The sequence below is a fragment of the Chryseobacterium gregarium DSM 19109 genome (genome assembly GCF_000430845.1).
Lineage (GTDB): Bacteria > Bacteroidota > Bacteroidia > Flavobacteriales > Weeksellaceae > Chryseobacterium > Chryseobacterium gregarium.
The window spans coordinates 133,761-151,409 of sequence record NZ_AUMU01000010.1 but is presented as its reverse complement, the minus strand read 5'-3'; the positions used below and the strand labels follow the sequence as shown (position 1 = coordinate 151,409).

The 17,649-nt window shown below is 38.3% G+C and carries 17 protein-coding genes; 13 read left to right on the top strand and 4 right to left on the bottom strand.

The genetic code is table 11. The annotated features are described in order from the left end of the window. The first annotated feature begins 219 nt into the window (after nt 1-219). Nucleotides 220-774: a peptide-methionine (S)-S-oxide reductase MsrA gene (gene msrA / locus H561_RS0112805; protein WP_155845791.1), complete on the top strand. Its 555-nt coding sequence runs from the start codon at nt 220-222 to the stop codon at nt 772-774. 79 nt (nt 775-853) lie between these two features. Here the strand turns inward: msrA and H561_RS0112800 are convergent, their stop codons facing one another. Together H561_RS0112800 and H561_RS0112795 are read right to left on the bottom strand one after the other, a co-directional pair. Next, entirely contained in the window at nt 854-2,620 is a 1,767-nt protein-coding gene (locus H561_RS0112800; RefSeq protein WP_027387378.1) for a RagB/SusD family nutrient uptake outer membrane protein, read from the bottom strand. A gap of 16 nt (nt 2,621-2,636) precedes the next feature. Next, nucleotides 2,637-5,681 (bottom strand): SusC/RagA family TonB-linked outer membrane protein, encoded by a 3,045-nt coding sequence (locus H561_RS0112795; RefSeq protein ID WP_027387377.1) that lies wholly within the window; start codon nt 5,679-5,681, stop codon nt 2,637-2,639. A 326-nt stretch (nt 5,682-6,007) separates the two neighbouring features. Here H561_RS0112795 and H561_RS0112790 point away from each other — a divergent pair, with 326 nt between their 5' ends. Beyond that, entirely contained in the window at nt 6,008-7,078 is a 1,071-nt protein-coding gene (locus tag H561_RS0112790; protein ID WP_027387376.1) for a phosphatidylinositol-specific phospholipase C1-like protein, read from the top strand. A 121-nt stretch (nt 7,079-7,199) separates the two neighbouring features. Here the strand turns inward: H561_RS0112790 and H561_RS0112785 are convergent, their stop codons facing one another. Together H561_RS0112785 and H561_RS0112780 are read right to left on the bottom strand one after the other, a co-directional pair. Next, entirely contained in the window at nt 7,200-8,990 is a 1,791-nt protein-coding gene (locus H561_RS0112785; protein WP_027387375.1) for a metallophosphoesterase family protein, read from the bottom strand. A gap of 79 nt (nt 8,991-9,069) precedes the next feature. Beyond that, nucleotides 9,070-9,888: a hypothetical protein gene (locus H561_RS0112780; protein WP_027387374.1), complete on the bottom strand. Its 819-nt coding sequence runs from the start codon at nt 9,886-9,888 to the stop codon at nt 9,070-9,072. 397 nt (nt 9,889-10,285) lie between these two features. Here H561_RS0112780 and H561_RS0112775 point away from each other — a divergent pair, with 397 nt between their 5' ends. From H561_RS0112775 to H561_RS0112715, 11 genes are all read left to right on the top strand, one after another. Next, on the top strand, nt 10,286-10,501 hold the full coding sequence (locus tag H561_RS0112775) for a hypothetical protein (RefSeq protein ID WP_155845790.1): 216 nt from the start codon (nt 10,286-10,288) through the stop codon (nt 10,499-10,501). 72 nt (nt 10,502-10,573) lie between these two features. Further along, nucleotides 10,574-12,214 (top strand): tetratricopeptide repeat-containing sensor histidine kinase, encoded by a 1,641-nt coding sequence (locus tag H561_RS0112770; protein WP_155845789.1) that lies wholly within the window; start codon nt 10,574-10,576, stop codon nt 12,212-12,214. Nucleotides 12,215-12,230: 16 nt separating this feature from the next. Further along, nucleotides 12,231-12,893: a DNA-binding response regulator gene (locus H561_RS0112765; RefSeq protein WP_027387371.1), complete on the top strand. Its 663-nt coding sequence runs from the start codon at nt 12,231-12,233 to the stop codon at nt 12,891-12,893. A 124-nt stretch (nt 12,894-13,017) separates the two neighbouring features. Continuing rightward, a complete protein-coding gene (locus H561_RS0112760) occupies nt 13,018-13,683 on the top strand; it encodes a response regulator (protein WP_027387370.1) in 666 nt (221 codons plus the stop codon). A gap of 365 nt (nt 13,684-14,048) precedes the next feature. After that, nucleotides 14,049-14,390, top strand: coding sequence for a YegP family protein (locus H561_RS0112745; RefSeq protein ID WP_027387368.1), 342 nt, complete (start codon nt 14,049-14,051; stop codon nt 14,388-14,390). Nucleotides 14,391-14,392: 2 nt separating this feature from the next. Continuing rightward, nucleotides 14,393-15,463, top strand: coding sequence for a type I restriction endonuclease (locus H561_RS0112740; protein WP_027387367.1), 1,071 nt, complete (start codon nt 14,393-14,395; stop codon nt 15,461-15,463). 3 nt (nt 15,464-15,466) lie between these two features. Further along, on the top strand, nt 15,467-15,958 hold the full coding sequence (locus H561_RS0112735; protein ID WP_027387366.1) for an SH3 domain-containing protein: 492 nt from the start codon (nt 15,467-15,469) through the stop codon (nt 15,956-15,958). Nucleotides 15,959-15,974: 16 nt separating this feature from the next. Next, entirely contained in the window at nt 15,975-16,601 is a 627-nt protein-coding gene (locus H561_RS0112730) for a PH domain-containing protein (RefSeq protein ID WP_027387365.1), read from the top strand. Nucleotides 16,602-16,604: 3 nt separating this feature from the next. Then, nucleotides 16,605-16,826: a TM2 domain-containing protein gene (locus H561_RS0112725; protein WP_027387364.1), complete on the top strand. Its 222-nt coding sequence runs from the start codon at nt 16,605-16,607 to the stop codon at nt 16,824-16,826. A gap of 2 nt (nt 16,827-16,828) precedes the next feature. Then, nucleotides 16,829-17,245: a DUF6804 family protein gene (locus H561_RS0112720; protein ID WP_027387363.1), complete on the top strand. Its 417-nt coding sequence runs from the start codon at nt 16,829-16,831 to the stop codon at nt 17,243-17,245. Beyond that, complete coding sequence (locus tag H561_RS0112715; RefSeq protein ID WP_027387362.1) at nt 17,238-17,645, top strand: hypothetical protein; 408 nt, start codon at nt 17,238-17,240, stop codon at nt 17,643-17,645. Before H561_RS0112720 ends, H561_RS0112715 begins: the two co-directional genes overlap by 8 nt. Nucleotides 17,646-17,649 lie beyond the last annotated feature (4 nt).

The window sequence follows — 17,649 nt, the reverse complement described above, 5'->3', positions numbered from 1 at the left end:
AGTTTTAAAGCGTTTAATCAGAAAATAAAAACCGGTTTCAAACAATTCCACATGTTGGAGTTGTTTGTTTCTTTCCCTGTCAATATTTGTGAAATCTATCATTGTGATTTGTATTTGGAAGACAGAATTACCTATTAATTGAAAAAGTTTTTCATATTTTTGATTAGTTTTTCAATTAAAATAATCTTTGAAAATAATACATACAATAATCAACCTACAATGGACAACAATAATTTAGAGACCATTACTTTCGGTGGCGGATGTTTCTGGTGCGTGGAAAGCTGTTTCAACATGCTGACAGGGGTAAAATCTGCTGTTTCGGGATATTCGGGGGGCCATAAAGACAACCCGACTTATGAAGAGGTCTGCACTGGGGAAACGGGACATGCAGAAGTGGTACAGATTACCTATGACCCGTCTGTGATTTCTTATGAACAGCTGATGGACGTCTTCTTTTTCCTTCATGATCCTACCCAGCTCAACAGACAGGGCAACGATATCGGGACCCAGTACCGTTCCGTTATTTATTATAAGAACGATGCTGAAAAGTCAAAAGCTGAAGAAGCAATCAGTACTTCCCAGCAATCGGGAAGATGGCAGGGAACTTATGTGACTGAACTTACAAAATTTGAAAAATTCTGGCCTGCCGAACAGTATCATCAGGGATATTATCATGAAAACCCGACACAGCCGTACTGCAGCGCTGTAGTAGGACCAAAGATTCAGAAGTTCAAAAAACATTTCGGGGAACTGGGAATGCTGAATGAAGAATAATTTTAATGATAAAAAAAACAAAAGCGAAGGACTTCCTTCGCTTTTGCCGTAAAAAATAATCGTTTATAAAGAAGAAAATTTAGTATCCTGGATTTTGGGTAAAATCTGTAGAGGCATCAATTGTTGCCTGAGGGATCGGGAAAATTCTCCGGTAAGGCTGGGAAGCCGGTTTTGCGGTTCCCGGAAGATCAAATTTTTTGAATCTGATCATGGCCTTTCTCCTGTACATTTCCCAATAGAGCTCGTATCCTGACTCTTTAAACAACGTATTGGCATCCAGAGAAGCGATAACAAGACCGGGAGCATTATTGTATAAAGATTCACGGGTCCTGCTTGTCCTCAGTTTATTCACATCAACCAAAGCTGCCGATATATTTCCGTTTCTGAAATAAGCTTCTGCCCTCATCATATAAATAGTTCCCAATCTGTATAACGGAACATCCATTCCGCTGGTTCCGTTGTTTCCGTAACCAGGATCAAATTCAAACTTAAAGTTTCTTACACCTCTGTTGATCTGTGCCTGGGTAAACACGGCCTCCGAAGGATTGTCGAAATTCAGTTCAGGAGTGAAATCTGCCGCAAGCGTGGTGTTTTTTTCTGTAAATAATTTATATACTTTAATCCTTCCGTCTGCTGTCATATCAAAATTTCCGTTGGCAAGAATTTTAGGACCGTATTGCTGGCCTACCTGTAATCCCCTGTTGAAATGAAACCATGGTTTTCCTGTGCCTTCCACCTTACTGGTTGAGGGTACACTTACGTCTGTTCCGTCATTTCTGAACCAGGTTTGGTCTTCATACTGATAGGTTCTATGGAAACGGGGATCATTATGATTGCCATTCCATGAATAATAGAATTCGGGAGTGACACAGTTTGCATTCGTACCTCTGTTATCAGGGGAAGGCTTCTGGATCCTTTCCATTGACATATACGCCAAATCATTGTCCGAACCTTTATCTGAATTCGCAATTTTCTTCTGAACGACCGTGAAGATCATTTCCTTACTCGTATGATTGTTAATATCAAAATTGTGGAAATAATTTGATTCCAAACTGAAATTTGGGTTATTAATCAACAAATTGGAATATTCGATTACTTTATCCATATCCGTTCCGCCTCCACTTACGGCCTGTTCCAAAAAATTGAAATCACTTGCCGTTTTATTCTTCAGAACTGCTCTGTTCAGATACATGTCTGCCAAAAGCGCATATGCCGCCTGTTTCGTAAATCTTCCGGCGTGCGTATTCTGCGTTTTAATATCTGCTAAATCCGGAATAAGCCCCTGTACTTCTTTGATTAAATCATCGATCGTAGTTTCAGCTTTTCTAATCTGAATTGGTGCGTTGATATTATCAGGATCCCTGTAAGGCGCCTGGCCGAACAAATCGATCGTGGTATACGTATAATAAGCCAATAATCCTTTTGCTTCAGCTAAAAATAGGGCTTTATTAGTTCCTGTACTTTTACTAGCGCTTGATATTGCCGTTAGCGATTTTGTAATCCCAAAATTCAATTGATTCCAGGTATTTTTTACCACATCACTGTTGGCATCCCATGTAAACTCGTGCATAGCCCTCCATTTCCCGCCGTCTCCCCAGTCGCTTCCCCTTGTTGGCAAGATTGCCTCGTCAGTAGAATATTCCTGCAGAGCGAAAACACTTCCATGGTCTACAAAAGTACCCTCGCCAAGCTGGCTGTACGCCGCAGCTAGAGCAGCTTCAGGATCTGCAACTTCAGATCCCAAAACCTCATCAATCACTTTTTCATCCAGATTGGTACATCCTACTAAAGACATTACTGCAAAGGATAAAACAATTCTGTTAATACGTAAAAAATTATATTTCATGATTTCTTTAACTTAATTAAAATTTAACGGTTGCACCCAGAACAAATGTTTTTGCAGACGGATAGGTGGTATAATCAATTCCTAAAGACTGGTTCCCTCCGACCTGCTTGTTGGTATCCACCAAAGGATCATATCCTGAGTAATTTGTAATGGTCAATAGATTCTGTGCGCTCACATACAGATTAATGCTTCTTAGAAACTTCAGTTTGCTCATATCGAAATTATATCCTAATCTTACATTGTTCAGACGGATAAAATCAGATTTTTCAAGATACAAAGAAGATAATTGCGGCTGGTTGGTGAAGCTTGCTCCTGAATCATAAAGGTTTTTTAAAACATTTCTGTCTGACGCTAAATTGTTGATATTTAAATCCAACGCCGTATTGTTTACCAGATAACCTCCGGTCTGTCCGATGAAAGAGAATGCAAAATCAAATTTTTTGTATTTCATGTAAGAATTGATCCCGAAAGTGAAATTAGGGATAGCTCCTTCAAAAATCTTTCTGTCATTCTGATCAATCCTTCCATCTGTATTTATATCTTCATAGATGTATTTTCCGTTGGCATCTACTCCCAAATAATTGTACATGTAGAAAGATCCTGCTTCATAACCGTTTTTATAGATATTCGCCGTGACTCCGGAAAGTCCCGGACCGGAAACCTCACCAGAATAAATTGCAGAAACCGGAAGATCTTTCACTACATTATTTACCGTTGCACCATTCACATCAAAATTCCATGTGAAATTTTCATTTCTGATAATCTCTGAACCTAAAGAGAATTCAAAACCTTTATTGACGATTTGCGCATCAACATTTTTCCAGACTGTACTGGTCGGACTTAGAGGTCTTGAAGGAATATTTAAAATTGGATCTTTCGTTGTTTTATGATAATATTCCAATGATCCGTACAATTTGTTTTTTAATAAACTGAAATCTGCGCCGATATTGGTCTGTTCCACAACTTCCCATTTCAGATCAGGATTTACAGTTCTGTTGATCGAAACTCCATTGATCAGATTTAAATTATCATACAAATAATATCCTGCAGCCTGTGTTAAAGAAGAACTCGCCTGGGTAATTTTGTTCGGAACTTCCTGGTTTCCGGTCTGCCCCCAGCTTCCTCTTAATTTTAATTCGTTAATCAATTGAGAATCTTGCAGGAAATTTTCGTTAGAAACCGTCCAGCCCACTGCAACAGACGGGAAATATCCGTATTTGTTGTTCTTTCCAAAACGTGTGGATCCGTCGGCTCTTAAGGAAGCCGTTAATAAATATTTTTTATCAAAATTATAATTTACCCTTCCGAAGTACGATTGCAGTTCATTTTCTTGAGCATAACCCGGTGCCGGAATAAATGCCGTTCCTGAATACGCCGGATTAATTTCCGGAGCGGTACCCGCTCCCTGAGCGGCAATATCTTTTACGCCGAAATAAGTTCCTGTAGATTTGAATTTCTGATAAGAGAAACCTCCCAATAAACTAAAATTATGTTTATTTAAATTAAAATCATACGTTAAATAATGTTCTAAAAGCACATTATAAGAATCAAGATTGGCCTGTACATACAATCCTGTTTTTGATCTGTCGGTAACATTCGGATACATTGTCGTATTTCTTTCTGACATTGCTTTGTCAATCCCCAGGTTGAATTTGTAATTTAACCCCGGTAAAATTCTCAGTGTAGCTTCTGTATTTCCCAGTACCCTGAAGGTATTGGTTTTATCATTATAAATACTCAGCAAATACAAGGGATTGTAGTGAGCATTCATATTAAAATTAGTATAATTTTCGTTTTCGTCATACACAGAACGTGTAGGGTTTGCCATCAAAGCATGGATAATCACCTGACCGTCCGAACCTGCATTCCCCCCGTTCGGAATTCCGGTTTCCTTGATGTCACTGGCCGTAAGGTTTACTTTGACCTTCAATCTTTTATTATCAAAGAAAGATTCTTCCGCATTCAGACGGGCTGTTGTTCTTTTAAAACTGCTGTTCAGCACGATACCATCCTGATCCATATGGGAAAGAGAGGCAAAATAATTCCCTGTTTCCGTGGCTTTTGAAAATGAAACCGAGTGATTGGATGAAACTGCATTCCTGTAGAGTTCATCCTGCCAGTCTGTATTTCCGCCATGGTCATACAGTTTATTGATTCCTGCAGCCCTGTATTCATCCGCTGTTAATAAATCCAGTTTTTTGATTACAGAAGAAAAGCCCAGATAGGTATCATAGGTAAACATCGGCTCTCCTTTCCTTCCTCTTTTTGTGGTTACCAATACGACCCCGTTTGATCCTCTGGCTCCATAAATAGCCGCAGCAGAAGCATCCTTTAAAACCGTAATGGATTCAATGTCGCTGGTATTCAAAAAGTTTAACGGGTTTTTTGCCTGCGCATTTCCCAAACCTACGTTCGGGCTTTGTGCACTCACGGCATCATTACTCAAAGGAACACCGTCTACCACGAACAGAGGTGTGCTCCCGCTTCGGATTGAACCGATCCCTCTGATGGAAACATTGACACCCGCTCCAGGCTCACCGCTTGACTGAACGATACGGACCCCTGCAATTTTCCCCTGCATCAGGTTATCAACGGAAATATTCATTCCCTCTTTGAAATTTTCCGCTTTCAGCTGACTGACGGCCCCGGTAAGGTCTGATTTTTTCTGGGAACCATACCCTACCAAAGTGACTTCTTCAATGGAAGTGGCTCCTTTTTTTGATTTTAACTGAACGGAAACTGAAGTTCCCGAAATTTTCATCCGCTGTATTTCATAACCTTCATACGAAACGGATAAGGTCTGTCCGATCACGGCAGAGAGGCTGAAGTTTCCCGATGCATCTGAAACAGCAGTAACGCCTGTTTCCACAACGGTGATTTTAGCGCCTTCAACCGCTGAACCTTCCTGATCGGATACGGTTCCGGTGATGGTTTCACCGACTTGAAAAGAAACAGAATAAGCTGCCGTAAATCCTTCTGCATGAGCCTGATGGCCTACAAGAAAGATTAATGCGACAGGAATTAGTTTTTTAAACTTAAAAAAATTAAATTTGTGGTACATATCATTAAGTAAGTAATTGCATACGATTACATTGCTTTAAAAAAGCCGCTGTTGTTCCCGCAACAGCGGTTTTCGTTTAAGCACGTTAGTTTTTATTTCGGGCACAAAGTAAAGGCATCTGTACGGGAATCATTTTAACCTAATATTATCTTAAAATCAAAAATATGTCAATGACCTGAAAACGGACAAATCAATACAACACAGGGTCAAACACTTACCATCCGGCTTTTTCGGGCATTCACAAAATCGTAAAAAAGACTTAACATACTGTGTAAATGCTCTGCGGTCCGGACTCATTAATTTTGCCTTTACAAAAAAATGAAGTCATGAAAAAGGCAGTTCTTGCAGCTCTGTATTTATCTTCTATGAATCTTTACCTGTCACAATCCCACCATTTGGAGGATTTAAAGATCAATCAAATTCAGGTGATCGGTTCGCATAACTCTTATAAAAAAGCCATTCTTCCGGAGGTTTATGCCTATTTATCCAAAAAGGATTCTCTGAATTTCCTTCCGAGGATACAGTATGAACACAGCCCGGTCCCCCAACAGCTGGATCTGGGATTGAGAAACCTCGAAATTGATGTGTATGCCGACAGCAAAGGCGGAAAATATGCCCATCCCAAAATACTGGACCTGGTAAAAACCACCAAACCCTTTGATCCGGAAGGTAAAATGAAAAAGCCGGGCTATAAGATGATCCATATTACGGATATTGATTATCAGACCTGGTATTATACTTTAGAAGATTGCCTCAGGGATCTGAAAAAATGGTCTGACGCCCACCCTGACCACACGCCCGTTTTCATCACTTTGGAACCTAAAGACGGAAAAGCCAATCAGTTCGGGACGGAGCCGGAACATTATACCGCAAAACTTTTCGATGAACTGGATCAGGAATTGAAAAAATATTTAGGGAAAGGTAAAATCATTACCCCGGACGATATCCGTGGTTCCTATAAGACTTTGAACGAAGCAGTCACCCATCAAAACTGGCCGACGGTGAAAGAAGCACGGGGAAAGTTCCTTTTTGTACTGGATAACAACAGCGAGAACAGGGATCTGTACATGAAAGACCATCCATCTTTGAAAGGAAGAATGGTTTTCACTAATTCAACACCCGGAACCGCTGAGGCTGCCGTCTTACTGATGAATGATCCCGGCCCTGAGATCACAGACCGGGTAAAACAAGGCTACATTGTCCGGACAAGAGCCGATGCCGATACGGTGGAAGCCAGAAAAGAGGACTATTCAAGATTTGAAAAAGCCAAGAAAAGCGGAGCACAGGTGATTACCACAGATTATTATCAGCCCAGCAGACTTTTCAAATCAGGTTACAAAATCAGTTTTGATCAAGATCCTGCCTATGAAAGGAAAAACCCGGTGAACGGAAAATAAGAACATTTTTTACGATTAGATTTTACAGGAAAAGACTGTCAGGTTTCTGATGGTCTTTTCTGTTTCGGCTGATTGCTTTAAATTCCCACAGATTTCACGGATTTATACAGACTTTTAAAAATTACAGCCTTCTTATTTCCTGTTTTTTCAGATCTATTTCGAAATGATTTGCAGGATCTGAATCTGACAGTAATGAAAGAATTGTAAAAACCGATTTCAGATGTATCATGAACGAATCCTGAGACTGATGATTGTGAATAAGTTTCTCAATAGTCTGGTATTGCTGCTGTCTTTCTTTTGGAATATCTTTTTTTGCAAGCTCATCGGCGGATTGGAACTTATATACATCCAAAAGCAAATCTTCAAAATTCCATTGTCTGAAGTCTTCTGCATTGATTCCTTTTTCCCTTAACTGATTCTTATCTTCGATTAACAGCAATATATCCTCACCATTCAATCCCTGGGCCTTTTCAACGAAATCTTTCGGCCAGTCATCAGGAATCATTCTGAGCCGCACCAGCTCTTTCAGATGAAACAGCATGAAATCATGATACGATTTTGATTTTAAAATATCTTTATTCCAGAGGATCCTGTTTTTGTCTTTTTGTAAAGCTTCATATTCTTTCTCATACAGAGAAAATAAAACATCAAAACCTGGAACCGTATCCAGAACTTCTGTCAGCACCTCCATCTTACCGGCGGAATGGATGGTCAGGATTTTATAGGCCGGAAGGTAGGCTGCCAGAGAAGGAACCTGAATATTCACCAGTATTTTGTCTCCTATTTTACGGATTCCTGTATCGTTGATATGCATGTGGCCTGCGAAATGAACCTGCAATCCTGCTTCTGCAAAAGCCTGTGCTACGGATTCTTCCGGAATTCTCTCCGACTGCCATTTACTTTCTCCCAGCAGTTCCTTAATTTCACGTGTTGCATCGTCATTGTAATCAATCATCGGATAATGGGTAAATGCAATAACGGTTTTTCTGTTTCTCTTCGCTTGTTCCGTTATCTTTTTTACCCACTGAATCAGATATTTTTTATGGGTCAGGACATTATTGTAGCCAATACTTGCGCCTTTATAATTGCCCGGATCATCCGGAAGTCCATTAGGATTTTTCGGAATGTAGGTATTCCCGTCAATAGCGATCATCCAGATGCCTTTCACCGGCTCCACCACATAGCTCAGGTCCGGCACAGAAAACCCTTCTGAAACTTCATACATCCTTTTGGAATAAACGGCCTGATGCAGGGCTTTTTCATAAGAATAGCTTTTGAAAGAAGCCGGATCAAACGGTGTACTCCAGAACAGGTTTTCCTTTTTCGGATAAAAACCGAAGTCTTTCAATTCATTTAAAATCTCAAGGTATCCGGATGCTGCGATGTCTTTGGTAATGACTTTATTTTTTGTTTTCCCAAGGCTTTCTCTGCTGTAAATGCCTAATGGATTTCCGTTCTCTCCGAGGAAATCATCTTTTCCCGCATCCTGCCGGAACGGGCCCACCGGATCATGGTTTCCGGTCGTGAGGTAAAAACTGATCCCGTATTTCCGGTGATACTGATCTAAAATCTTTTTTAGCCCCCGAAGGTTATACGCTTGGCCGTCATCAGAAAAATCCCCCGGCATGACGACCATCTTAATTCCCTTTGCGGCAATATCATCCAATGCTTTCAGGAAGGCAAAATAGTTTTCATTGAAAATCCGGGTGGAATGCAGCTGTGAATCCATCGTCCTCAGAATCGTCGGTTTCCCGGTCCCGGGGTTTACAATCCCTTTAAAATCATGATCCGAAAAACTCCCGTACAGATCCTGAAAATGCACATCCGAAAGAAAAGCGATCTGCACCGGCTTCTGCTGCGCGGATAATACAGTGAACGCAAAGAGTAAAAATGAGAATATTCCTTTATTCATCTAAAATAAAAATAAGACGAAAGTAAAGGAATATCCGGGGAATTGTTTTAAGTAAAGTTTAAATCATTGTAAAGAAATTTTAATTGTCGGCCAGTTCTTCCGTAGCATTAGCGCCTCCATAGGTTTCTACAATATGCCCCGTCGCTACTTTTAAGGTCTTTCCGTTTTCCGGATGTTCTCCATAATTGGTAAAAAACTCTACATGATTATCACTTTTATCGTACCAAACTTTTCCCTCTGCGTTTTCAATCGTAAGGGTATCCGGTCGCGTTATTTTTTTCTGATGTACAAATTTACTTGGATCCATGGGCACCACATCAGTCTGAGGATTTATATAACTGCTGTCGCTGGCTATGTAGCGGTCTTTATCCCAAAACATATAAGGTTTTTCAATGGCAGGTATTCCCCAAAGTGATGCAATTCCCAAAGGTGCCTTTTTGCTACTGGAAAAAACAACACCTCCAGAAACCAAAAGCAATACAAAGGTCATTTCCACAATACCCAGTCCGTTTTTCTTTATAAAATCGGGTAATAAAACAGTTGGTGATACTGTAATAATTATCTGTTGAAGTTTTTCAGAAATTTCCTTAAAACTTAATGAAAAGGTTTTTGAATCATCATTTCCTAAGTCTACTCTATCACAAAAATCTTCAAAATTATCATATCCAATATATTTACTTAAATAATGAAGTGCGAGATCATCAATATTATAATCTGTATTCTCTTCTACTAATTTTTTATAATATCTAGTGTAAGACCTTTCATCTCTTTCAAAACCATATTGTTCTTCTAAAAATGAACTTAAATATGTCGAAATAGAGCTTTTGTTTCCGCGCGGGAGAGAATTTTTCGCGGTTTCGAACACTGTTTTTACTAAAAATTTCTTCTTCTCATACATAACGTTTCAGGTATTAATTATTTACTATCCAAATTAGACAATTTTTTGACAAGGAAATTGCGGTTTACCGTAAAAATCAAACATTTATAAGCTGTCCATCTGTCCATCGTCTGTCCGTAGATTCAGCCATTTATCGCAGATATTTGTAAAAGAAAATCAGGGGATAAAAAAATAAAAACAAACCTTGATTTCAAAAATCACCAGATAAAACGGAAGAAAACTCCGGGTTGGGAAGCAGATGTTTCTCTTCCGTTTTTGAAGGTTCCTACTTCCCAAAAAATTTAAGAAGCGCTTCAAATTTTTTTCAACGTGTTCCAATGTCTGCGATCGGTTTCGCAGGGAAGAACACGAATGCTTTAACAATAAATTTTTTGACAAAATGATACAATTCTTTTTAATGCTACTAAGCTTAGCATTCGGGCACAATAATGCAAATACATCATCATGTAATCACGATAATAACGGACAGCCAACCACTCAACTTTTGAATCCGGGCGGCGGAACGGATCCTGGGACGGGAACTGACCCGGGAGACGGAACTGGTGGACCAGGTAGCGGAGGCAGTACCGGAGGTAATACAGGGCAAAATCCACCTCCATTTACACAACCATAATTAATTATGTCTGAGCAGATTGTTTAAATCTGCTCTTTTTCTTTACTTTGTGAAATGAAAACTTATAAAACTATGAAAACTTATTTTTTACTTATTCTTTTAATCTTAAGCTTTTCTTGCAAAAAAGAGACAATAATTACTCAAAATAAAAATATTGCTGATGACTATTATAAGAAAGCAAAGAAAATTAATAATGACTCTGCTTTTTACTATTTTAATCTAGCAAAGAATTCCTATTTAGATATTAAAGATTCTTCTGGAGTTGGTAGGTCATTAGTAAATATGGCTATTATTCAGCAATATAATGGTGACTATTACGGCAGCATCGAGACATCTGTTGAAGGCAACAAATTTCTTAAAAATATCAATGACAGTATAATAAAATTATCATTAGGTTCCAGTTATAATAATATGGGAATTTCCTCATCTTATCTTTATGATTTTGATAACGCCATTAAATTTTACAAAGAAGCATTAAAGTACGCAAATAAGCCCGATGATATAGCACTATATCATAATAATCTGGGTGATGCATTAATGTCTTTAAAAGATTATAAGGGAGCAGGATATAATTTTAATTTAGCACTTGACACAAATATTAAAAAAAATTATGTAAGAGCATTAAATAATTTAGCAAAAGTTAAATATTATGAGAATAAAAATTACAACCCTCTTCCTGAGTTTTTTAAAGCTTTAAAAATCAGGCAAGAACAAAATGATCTTTTAGCTCAAAATTCAAGTTATGCCACTTTGGCTGATTATTTCTTTGATAAGGATAAATCAAAAGCTCTTGATTATTCAAAGAAAATGTTAGAAATATCAATTAAAAATGATAGCAAAGAAGATAAGTTACAGGCATTACAGAAAATAATTAATTTAGATAAAGAAAACTATTTAATTTATTTTAAAGAATTCCAAACTTTGAATGATAGTGTACAAATTGCAAGAAGCAAAGCTAAAAATCAATTTGCAGTGATTAGGTACGATGTAGAACAAAAAAATGCCCTAAACCAAAAATTAAAAGCAGATAATGAGATTGAAAGGATAAGAAAAAATGGTGGAATAGGAGTTTTATCATTATTTTTAGTTGGCGGTTTCTTTTGGTACAAAAAAAGAAAGAAAAGGCTTCAGCAGGAAAAAGAGCTCGAAGTAAAAAACACCCAGCTTAAGATATCCAAGAAAGTACATGACGTGGTGGCCAACGGCATTTATCAGGTAATGACCAAGATTGAAAACCAGGAGCATTTTGACAGGGATAAAGCATTGGATGAACTGGAATTTGTCTACGAAAAATCCAGGGATATCTCTTATGACAAAAACGGTGATGAACAGGAATTCAGTAAAAGAATTTCTGAACTTATTGCTTCTTTCAATAATGCTACAGTAAAAACCTATACGGCGGGTAACACCTCTTTACTCTGGGAAACCATTTCACTGCCTGTGCAAGAAGAAGTATACCAGATTATCCGCGAACTGATGGTTAATATGAGGAAGCACAGCAAGGCAACCAATGTCGCTTTTCGGTTTGAAAAAATAAATAACTCTGTTGATATTCAGTATAAAGACAATGGGATCGGCATTTCCGGGGACCTGATCTACAACAACGGATTACGGAATACGGTTTCCCGTATTGAAGCGATTAACGGAACCATTACTTTTGACACAAAAATTGAAAAAGGGCTCAAAGTCAACCTTTCGGTTCCTGCTTCTTAAATATTGTGACCATACCATGTTCAAAAAAATTTTAATCGCCGAAGACCAGGAGGTCATGAACTTAGGAATTATAAATGCGCTGACAGAACTGAATATCATACATTTTGACTTTGTAAATTATTGCGATGATGCCCTGGAAAAAATTAAAGCAGCCGTTTTGGAAAAGACTCCGTATGACCTGTTAGTTACCGACCTGTCTTTTCAGAAAGATCATATCCCTCAGAATATAGGTTCGGGACAGGATCTGATCCGGAAAGCGAAAGAAGTACAGCCTGATTTAAAAATTGTGGTATTTTCTGTAGAAAAAAGGGCTAAAGTGATCGATGATCTTTATAAAACACATCATATCAACGGTTTTGTAAGCAAAGCCAGAAATGACGGAAAGGATCTTAAACACACCATCAGGAAAGTTTTTATTGGTGAAATTGTAATTTCACAGGAAATCCTGAATGCGATACGCAATACGCCTGTTGAGTTTGATTCTTATGACATCAAACTGCTTGAACTGCTGGCTAAGGGCTACAGACAAAATGAAATCGGGGCATGGCTTAAAGAGCATGGCATGAAGCCCCACAGCATCCGTTCCGTTGAAAAGCGACTGAATGAACTCCGCGAAAGCGTGGGTGCCAAAAACAATATTGAAATGGTGGTAATCTGCAAGGATATCGGCATTATATAGCTCATCCGTGCAGCAAGCAGAATTCATTTTTTCGCTGTTTTACGTGAAACCGTAAGGATTCAGAAATAAAGGGATATACTTTTGAAACATCGAAAAATCCTAATTTTCAATTAACAATATAACCATGTTCAAAAAAATTTTAATAGCAGAAGATCACGAAAGCATCAATATCTCCGTACAGAAAACCCTTCAAGACCTGAATATCCCCATCGTGGATTTTGTATACTATTGCGATGATGCCATCGGAAAAATTCAGAAAGCCCTTCGAGAGCAGCAACCGTATGATCTGATGATCACCGATCTTTACTATGAGGAGGATCATCATGCCCAAAACCTCCAGGACGGGAAAGATCTCATCCGAAAGGCCAAAGAGTTACAGTCTGGCCTGAAGGTGATTGTGTTTTCAGCTGAACGCAAAACCGGAGTCATTGAAAATCTGTTTTCAGATTATCACATCAACGGATACGTGCAAAAAGCAAGAAATGATTCCAAAGACCTGAAAAAATCCATCGCTTCGGTATACATCGGCGAAAGTTATCTCTCTTTTGACCTTAAGCAGGAGATGAAAAAGTTCAATAATTATGAATTTTCCACCTATGATATTACGCTGGTGTCACTGCTCTCGAAAGGAATCCTGCAAAAAAACATTCCTGTCCATCTTGAAGAACGGAGTATCCGGCCTTCCAGCCTGAGCAGCGTGGAAAAAAGGTTAAACAGCCTGAAAGAAGACCTTGAAGTCAACAGCAATGAACAGCTGGTGGCATTCTGTAAAGATATCGGGATTATCTGAAATGATTTTATTACTGCAGTACTTCAGCCTTTCAATTTTTTTGAAAGGTTTTTTTATTTTTGCCCGTTTTACGGAAACCCGTAAAAATTTTTCATTGAGGGGTGATACTTTTGGAGTGTTAAATAAAAACAAATATTATGAAACATTATTACATCAATAACAATCAGCAATCTAACGGAGATTATGAAGTTCACGAAAGTTCATGTAGTTATTTACCCTCAATCGAAAACAGAACGTACCTGGGTTACTTTGGATCTTGCCAGGAAGCGATAACTGAAGCAAAAAGACTATATCCAAATCGAAAATATAACATTAATGGTTGTTATTATTGTTCAAATGCGTGCCATACAAAATAAATAATCATCATGGGAAAATTTATCATTACTCAGAGAAGCAATTATGAGTACCAGTTCAGTCTTAAAGCCGGGAACGGTGAAATTATTTTAACCAGTGAAGGCTATATTCAGAAAGCCTCCTGCCAGAAAGGAATAGAATCCGTAAAAAACAATGCGCAGAATGATTATCGGTATGACAGAAGAACAGCCGTCAACGGAAAAGAATATTTTCTTCTGAAAGCCCGAAACGGTGAAATCATCGGGAAAAGCCAGCTCTACAGTTCAAAAGCAGCAATGGAAAGCGGGATCCATTCGGTACAGTCCAATGCCCCTTTAGCAGAAATTATAGATGAGACATTAAAAAAACAATAACTATGGATCTTAAAATCAAACTTGAGCAACTGCATCAAAAAGTCATCGGCATTAAGGACCAGATCGGGACAGAAGAAGCCACCAAAAATGCATTCGTTATGCCCTTCATCCAGATTTTAGGTTACGACATCTTTAATCCTACAGAAGTGATTCCCGAACACATCTGTGATATCGGGACCAAGAAAGGAGAAAAGGTGGATTACGTAATCCGTCATAATGACAATCCGATTTTTATTATTGAATGCAAGCACTGGAAAGAAAGTGCCGATGCCCATAATTCTCAGCTCCACCGATACTATCATGTTTCGAAAACGAGATTCGGAGTTTTGACGAACGGAATTGTCTATAATTTTTACACTGATCTTGAGAAACCCAATATTATGGATGAAAAACCTTTTTTCACGATTAATATTGAAGACCTTAAAGACAGTTCCATTAAAATCCTGGAAAAGTTCACCAAAAAGGATTACAACCTTGAGGAAATCCTGGATTCTGCCGAAGCCCTTAAATACATTAAAGCCATCAGAAAAGAGTTTGAAAAAGAAATTGAAAACCCTTCCGATGAACTGGTCAGACTTTTAGTGAGCCGCTTTTTTGAAAAATCGATTACCGCCAATAGGATGGTTCCTTTTAAGGAATATACCAAAAAAGCATTAACCACTTCTATCAATGAATCTATCAGCTTCAGATTAAAATCGGCTTTAAGCATTAATGAACAGATAGAAAAACAGGATAATGACGTAAAACCGGCACAGTCTCTTGATGAAAACACTGATTCTAAAATTGTAACGACAGAAGAGGAGCTGGAAGGCTTTCAGATTGTTAAAGCTATTTTAAGGGAAAAGATTCCTTCTTCAAGAATAGCCTACCGGGACACCCTATCGTATTTCGGGATTTTATTGGATAACAATAATAGAAAACCCATTTGCAGACTGCATTTTAATACAGCAAACAAATACATAGAGATATTTCACAACGGAAAAGATGCAGGAGAAAAGATAATATTAGGCAGTCTGGATGAAATTTACCAGTATAGGACCCAACTTCATCAAACCTTTGAAAATTACAATTAAATTATGAAAAAACTAATTCCATTCATTATAACCATCCTAAGCATGCTCTTTTTACATTCATGCTTTAAAGCCAACGATAATATAGAACATGAAGGAAGATGCACAGGATCTGCGTATTGTTCTGCCTGCACAAGCTGTTCACGGTGCGGGCATTGCGGTTCCGGAGGAACCTGCGGCGTATGTTCAGGAAGTTCATCAAGTAAAAGCAAACCTAAAAAACACAAAAGATCTGAATCTTCTACCTCTTCAAAATCCCGTAAGCCGCCAAAGGTATTTATTGATAAGGTTAATGTCAACATCAATTCCAATAACCGGTATATTGCTGGTGTTACAAAAATCTTTATTTACGAAAAGGCATCTGTAAAGTCTAAAATAATAGAAAAGGTTGCGAAAAACGAAAAATTAATCCGCCTTGAAAAATTACCTGACTGGTATAAAGTAAAAGTGCAGAAATCCGGTAGAACAGGATATGTACAATATAAAGATGTAAAATAACCAAAAACAAAATAACATGAATATAAAGAATTTTTTAAATGAAGAGCAGGATCCTCAAGCCGTCGAAAAGCTTTTGGGAAGAATCAACAGCCTGCTCACCTCTCAGGAAAGTGTAGAATATATTGCAGTTCAGAAGAAACCTGTCCTCAATTTGTCTTCAGACTGCATTGCCCTTACCAACAGAAGAATTATTTTCTGCAGGCCCAGAAATTTCGGTTTGTCCATGGGTTTCCAGGACTATAGTTGGGTTGATGTGGCAGACTGTCATATTAAAGAAGGAATTATCGGGTCTACTTTTATAATGAGAACGACCATGGGTTTTACCAACATGATGGATTACCTTCCCAAAGCACAGGCCAGAAAACTGTATCAGTATGCACAGGAAATTGAAGAGCGCATGAGAAGCGTAAGAAGGGAAAAAGACCTGGAAACCAGAAGGGCATCCGCAGGAGGAGGCGTTACCGTAAATAATGCCACACCGATTATTACTTCACCACAACATTTTCAGCAGGTAAAACCATTGATGATAGAAAATGAAGATCCGTTTGCCCTGCTGCAAAAGCTAAAAGGTTTAGCGGAAAACGGGATTATTTCCCAAGAAGAATTTGAAGAGAAGAAGAACGAAATTTTATCCAGAGTATAACCTATGAAATCAAAAATTACCACCGCACTGCTTGCTTTTTTTCTGGGAGGGTTAGGCATCCACAGATTTTATCTGGGACAGACCATGACCGGAATACTCTATCTTATTTTCTGCTGGACCTTTATCCCTTCTCTGATAGCCCTCATCGATTTTTTTGTCTTCATCTTTATGTCAGAAGACCGATTTAATTTTAAATACAATTTTCAGAAAGGATTTAAACATTAATTATGAAACCATTTTTCATTTTTTGTGCATTATGCTGTTTCATCGGTATCTTCAGGCTTCCTATAGAATATTATACTTTTTTAAGGATTCTTGTCTCCATCGGCGCTTTGATGGTCTTATACAATACGGTAAGTTTTAAGCAACACTATTTCAGCATCGTGTTTCTTGTTATCCTCATCCTTTTCAACCCTGTTTTTCCCATTTACCTGTACCGGAAAAGTTTATGGATTCCGGTTGATACCATCACGGGAATTTTATTTCTGCTGATCAGTTTCATAGAAAAGCCGGCCCAAAAACAGGAAGAGGAAATTACCGAAGATACATCGGAACATCCATTATCAGTACAACACAGAACTGTTTCAAGAGACAAAATCATTAATCCCAGACCCCCTAAAGAAGAACAAACCAATCATGGATAATACCCAAATAACCGAAAACCTCAAAGCTCATTTTTTAAGGCTGTACCAGATGGCCATCTGTGATGATGATTTCAGTGCCCTGGAGCTGAAGATGCTCTATACATGCGCTGAAGAAAGAGGAATTTCTCCGAAGAATTTAGATGAAATCCTTTCACACCCGATCAATATCAAGTCTTTGCTTCCTCGAACTATAGAAGAAAAAGTAGACTATTTATACGATCTTACCGTAATGATGTGGGCAGACGGGATTGTCACTCCTAATGAACATGCCGCAATGGAAAAGTACGTGATCATGTTCGGATTTTTAGAAGAAAATGCACAGGCAATTGTTGATTACCTGATTGAAGCCGTACAAACCGGCAAAAATAAGAATGCTATTTTATATGAATTAAAACACTAAAACC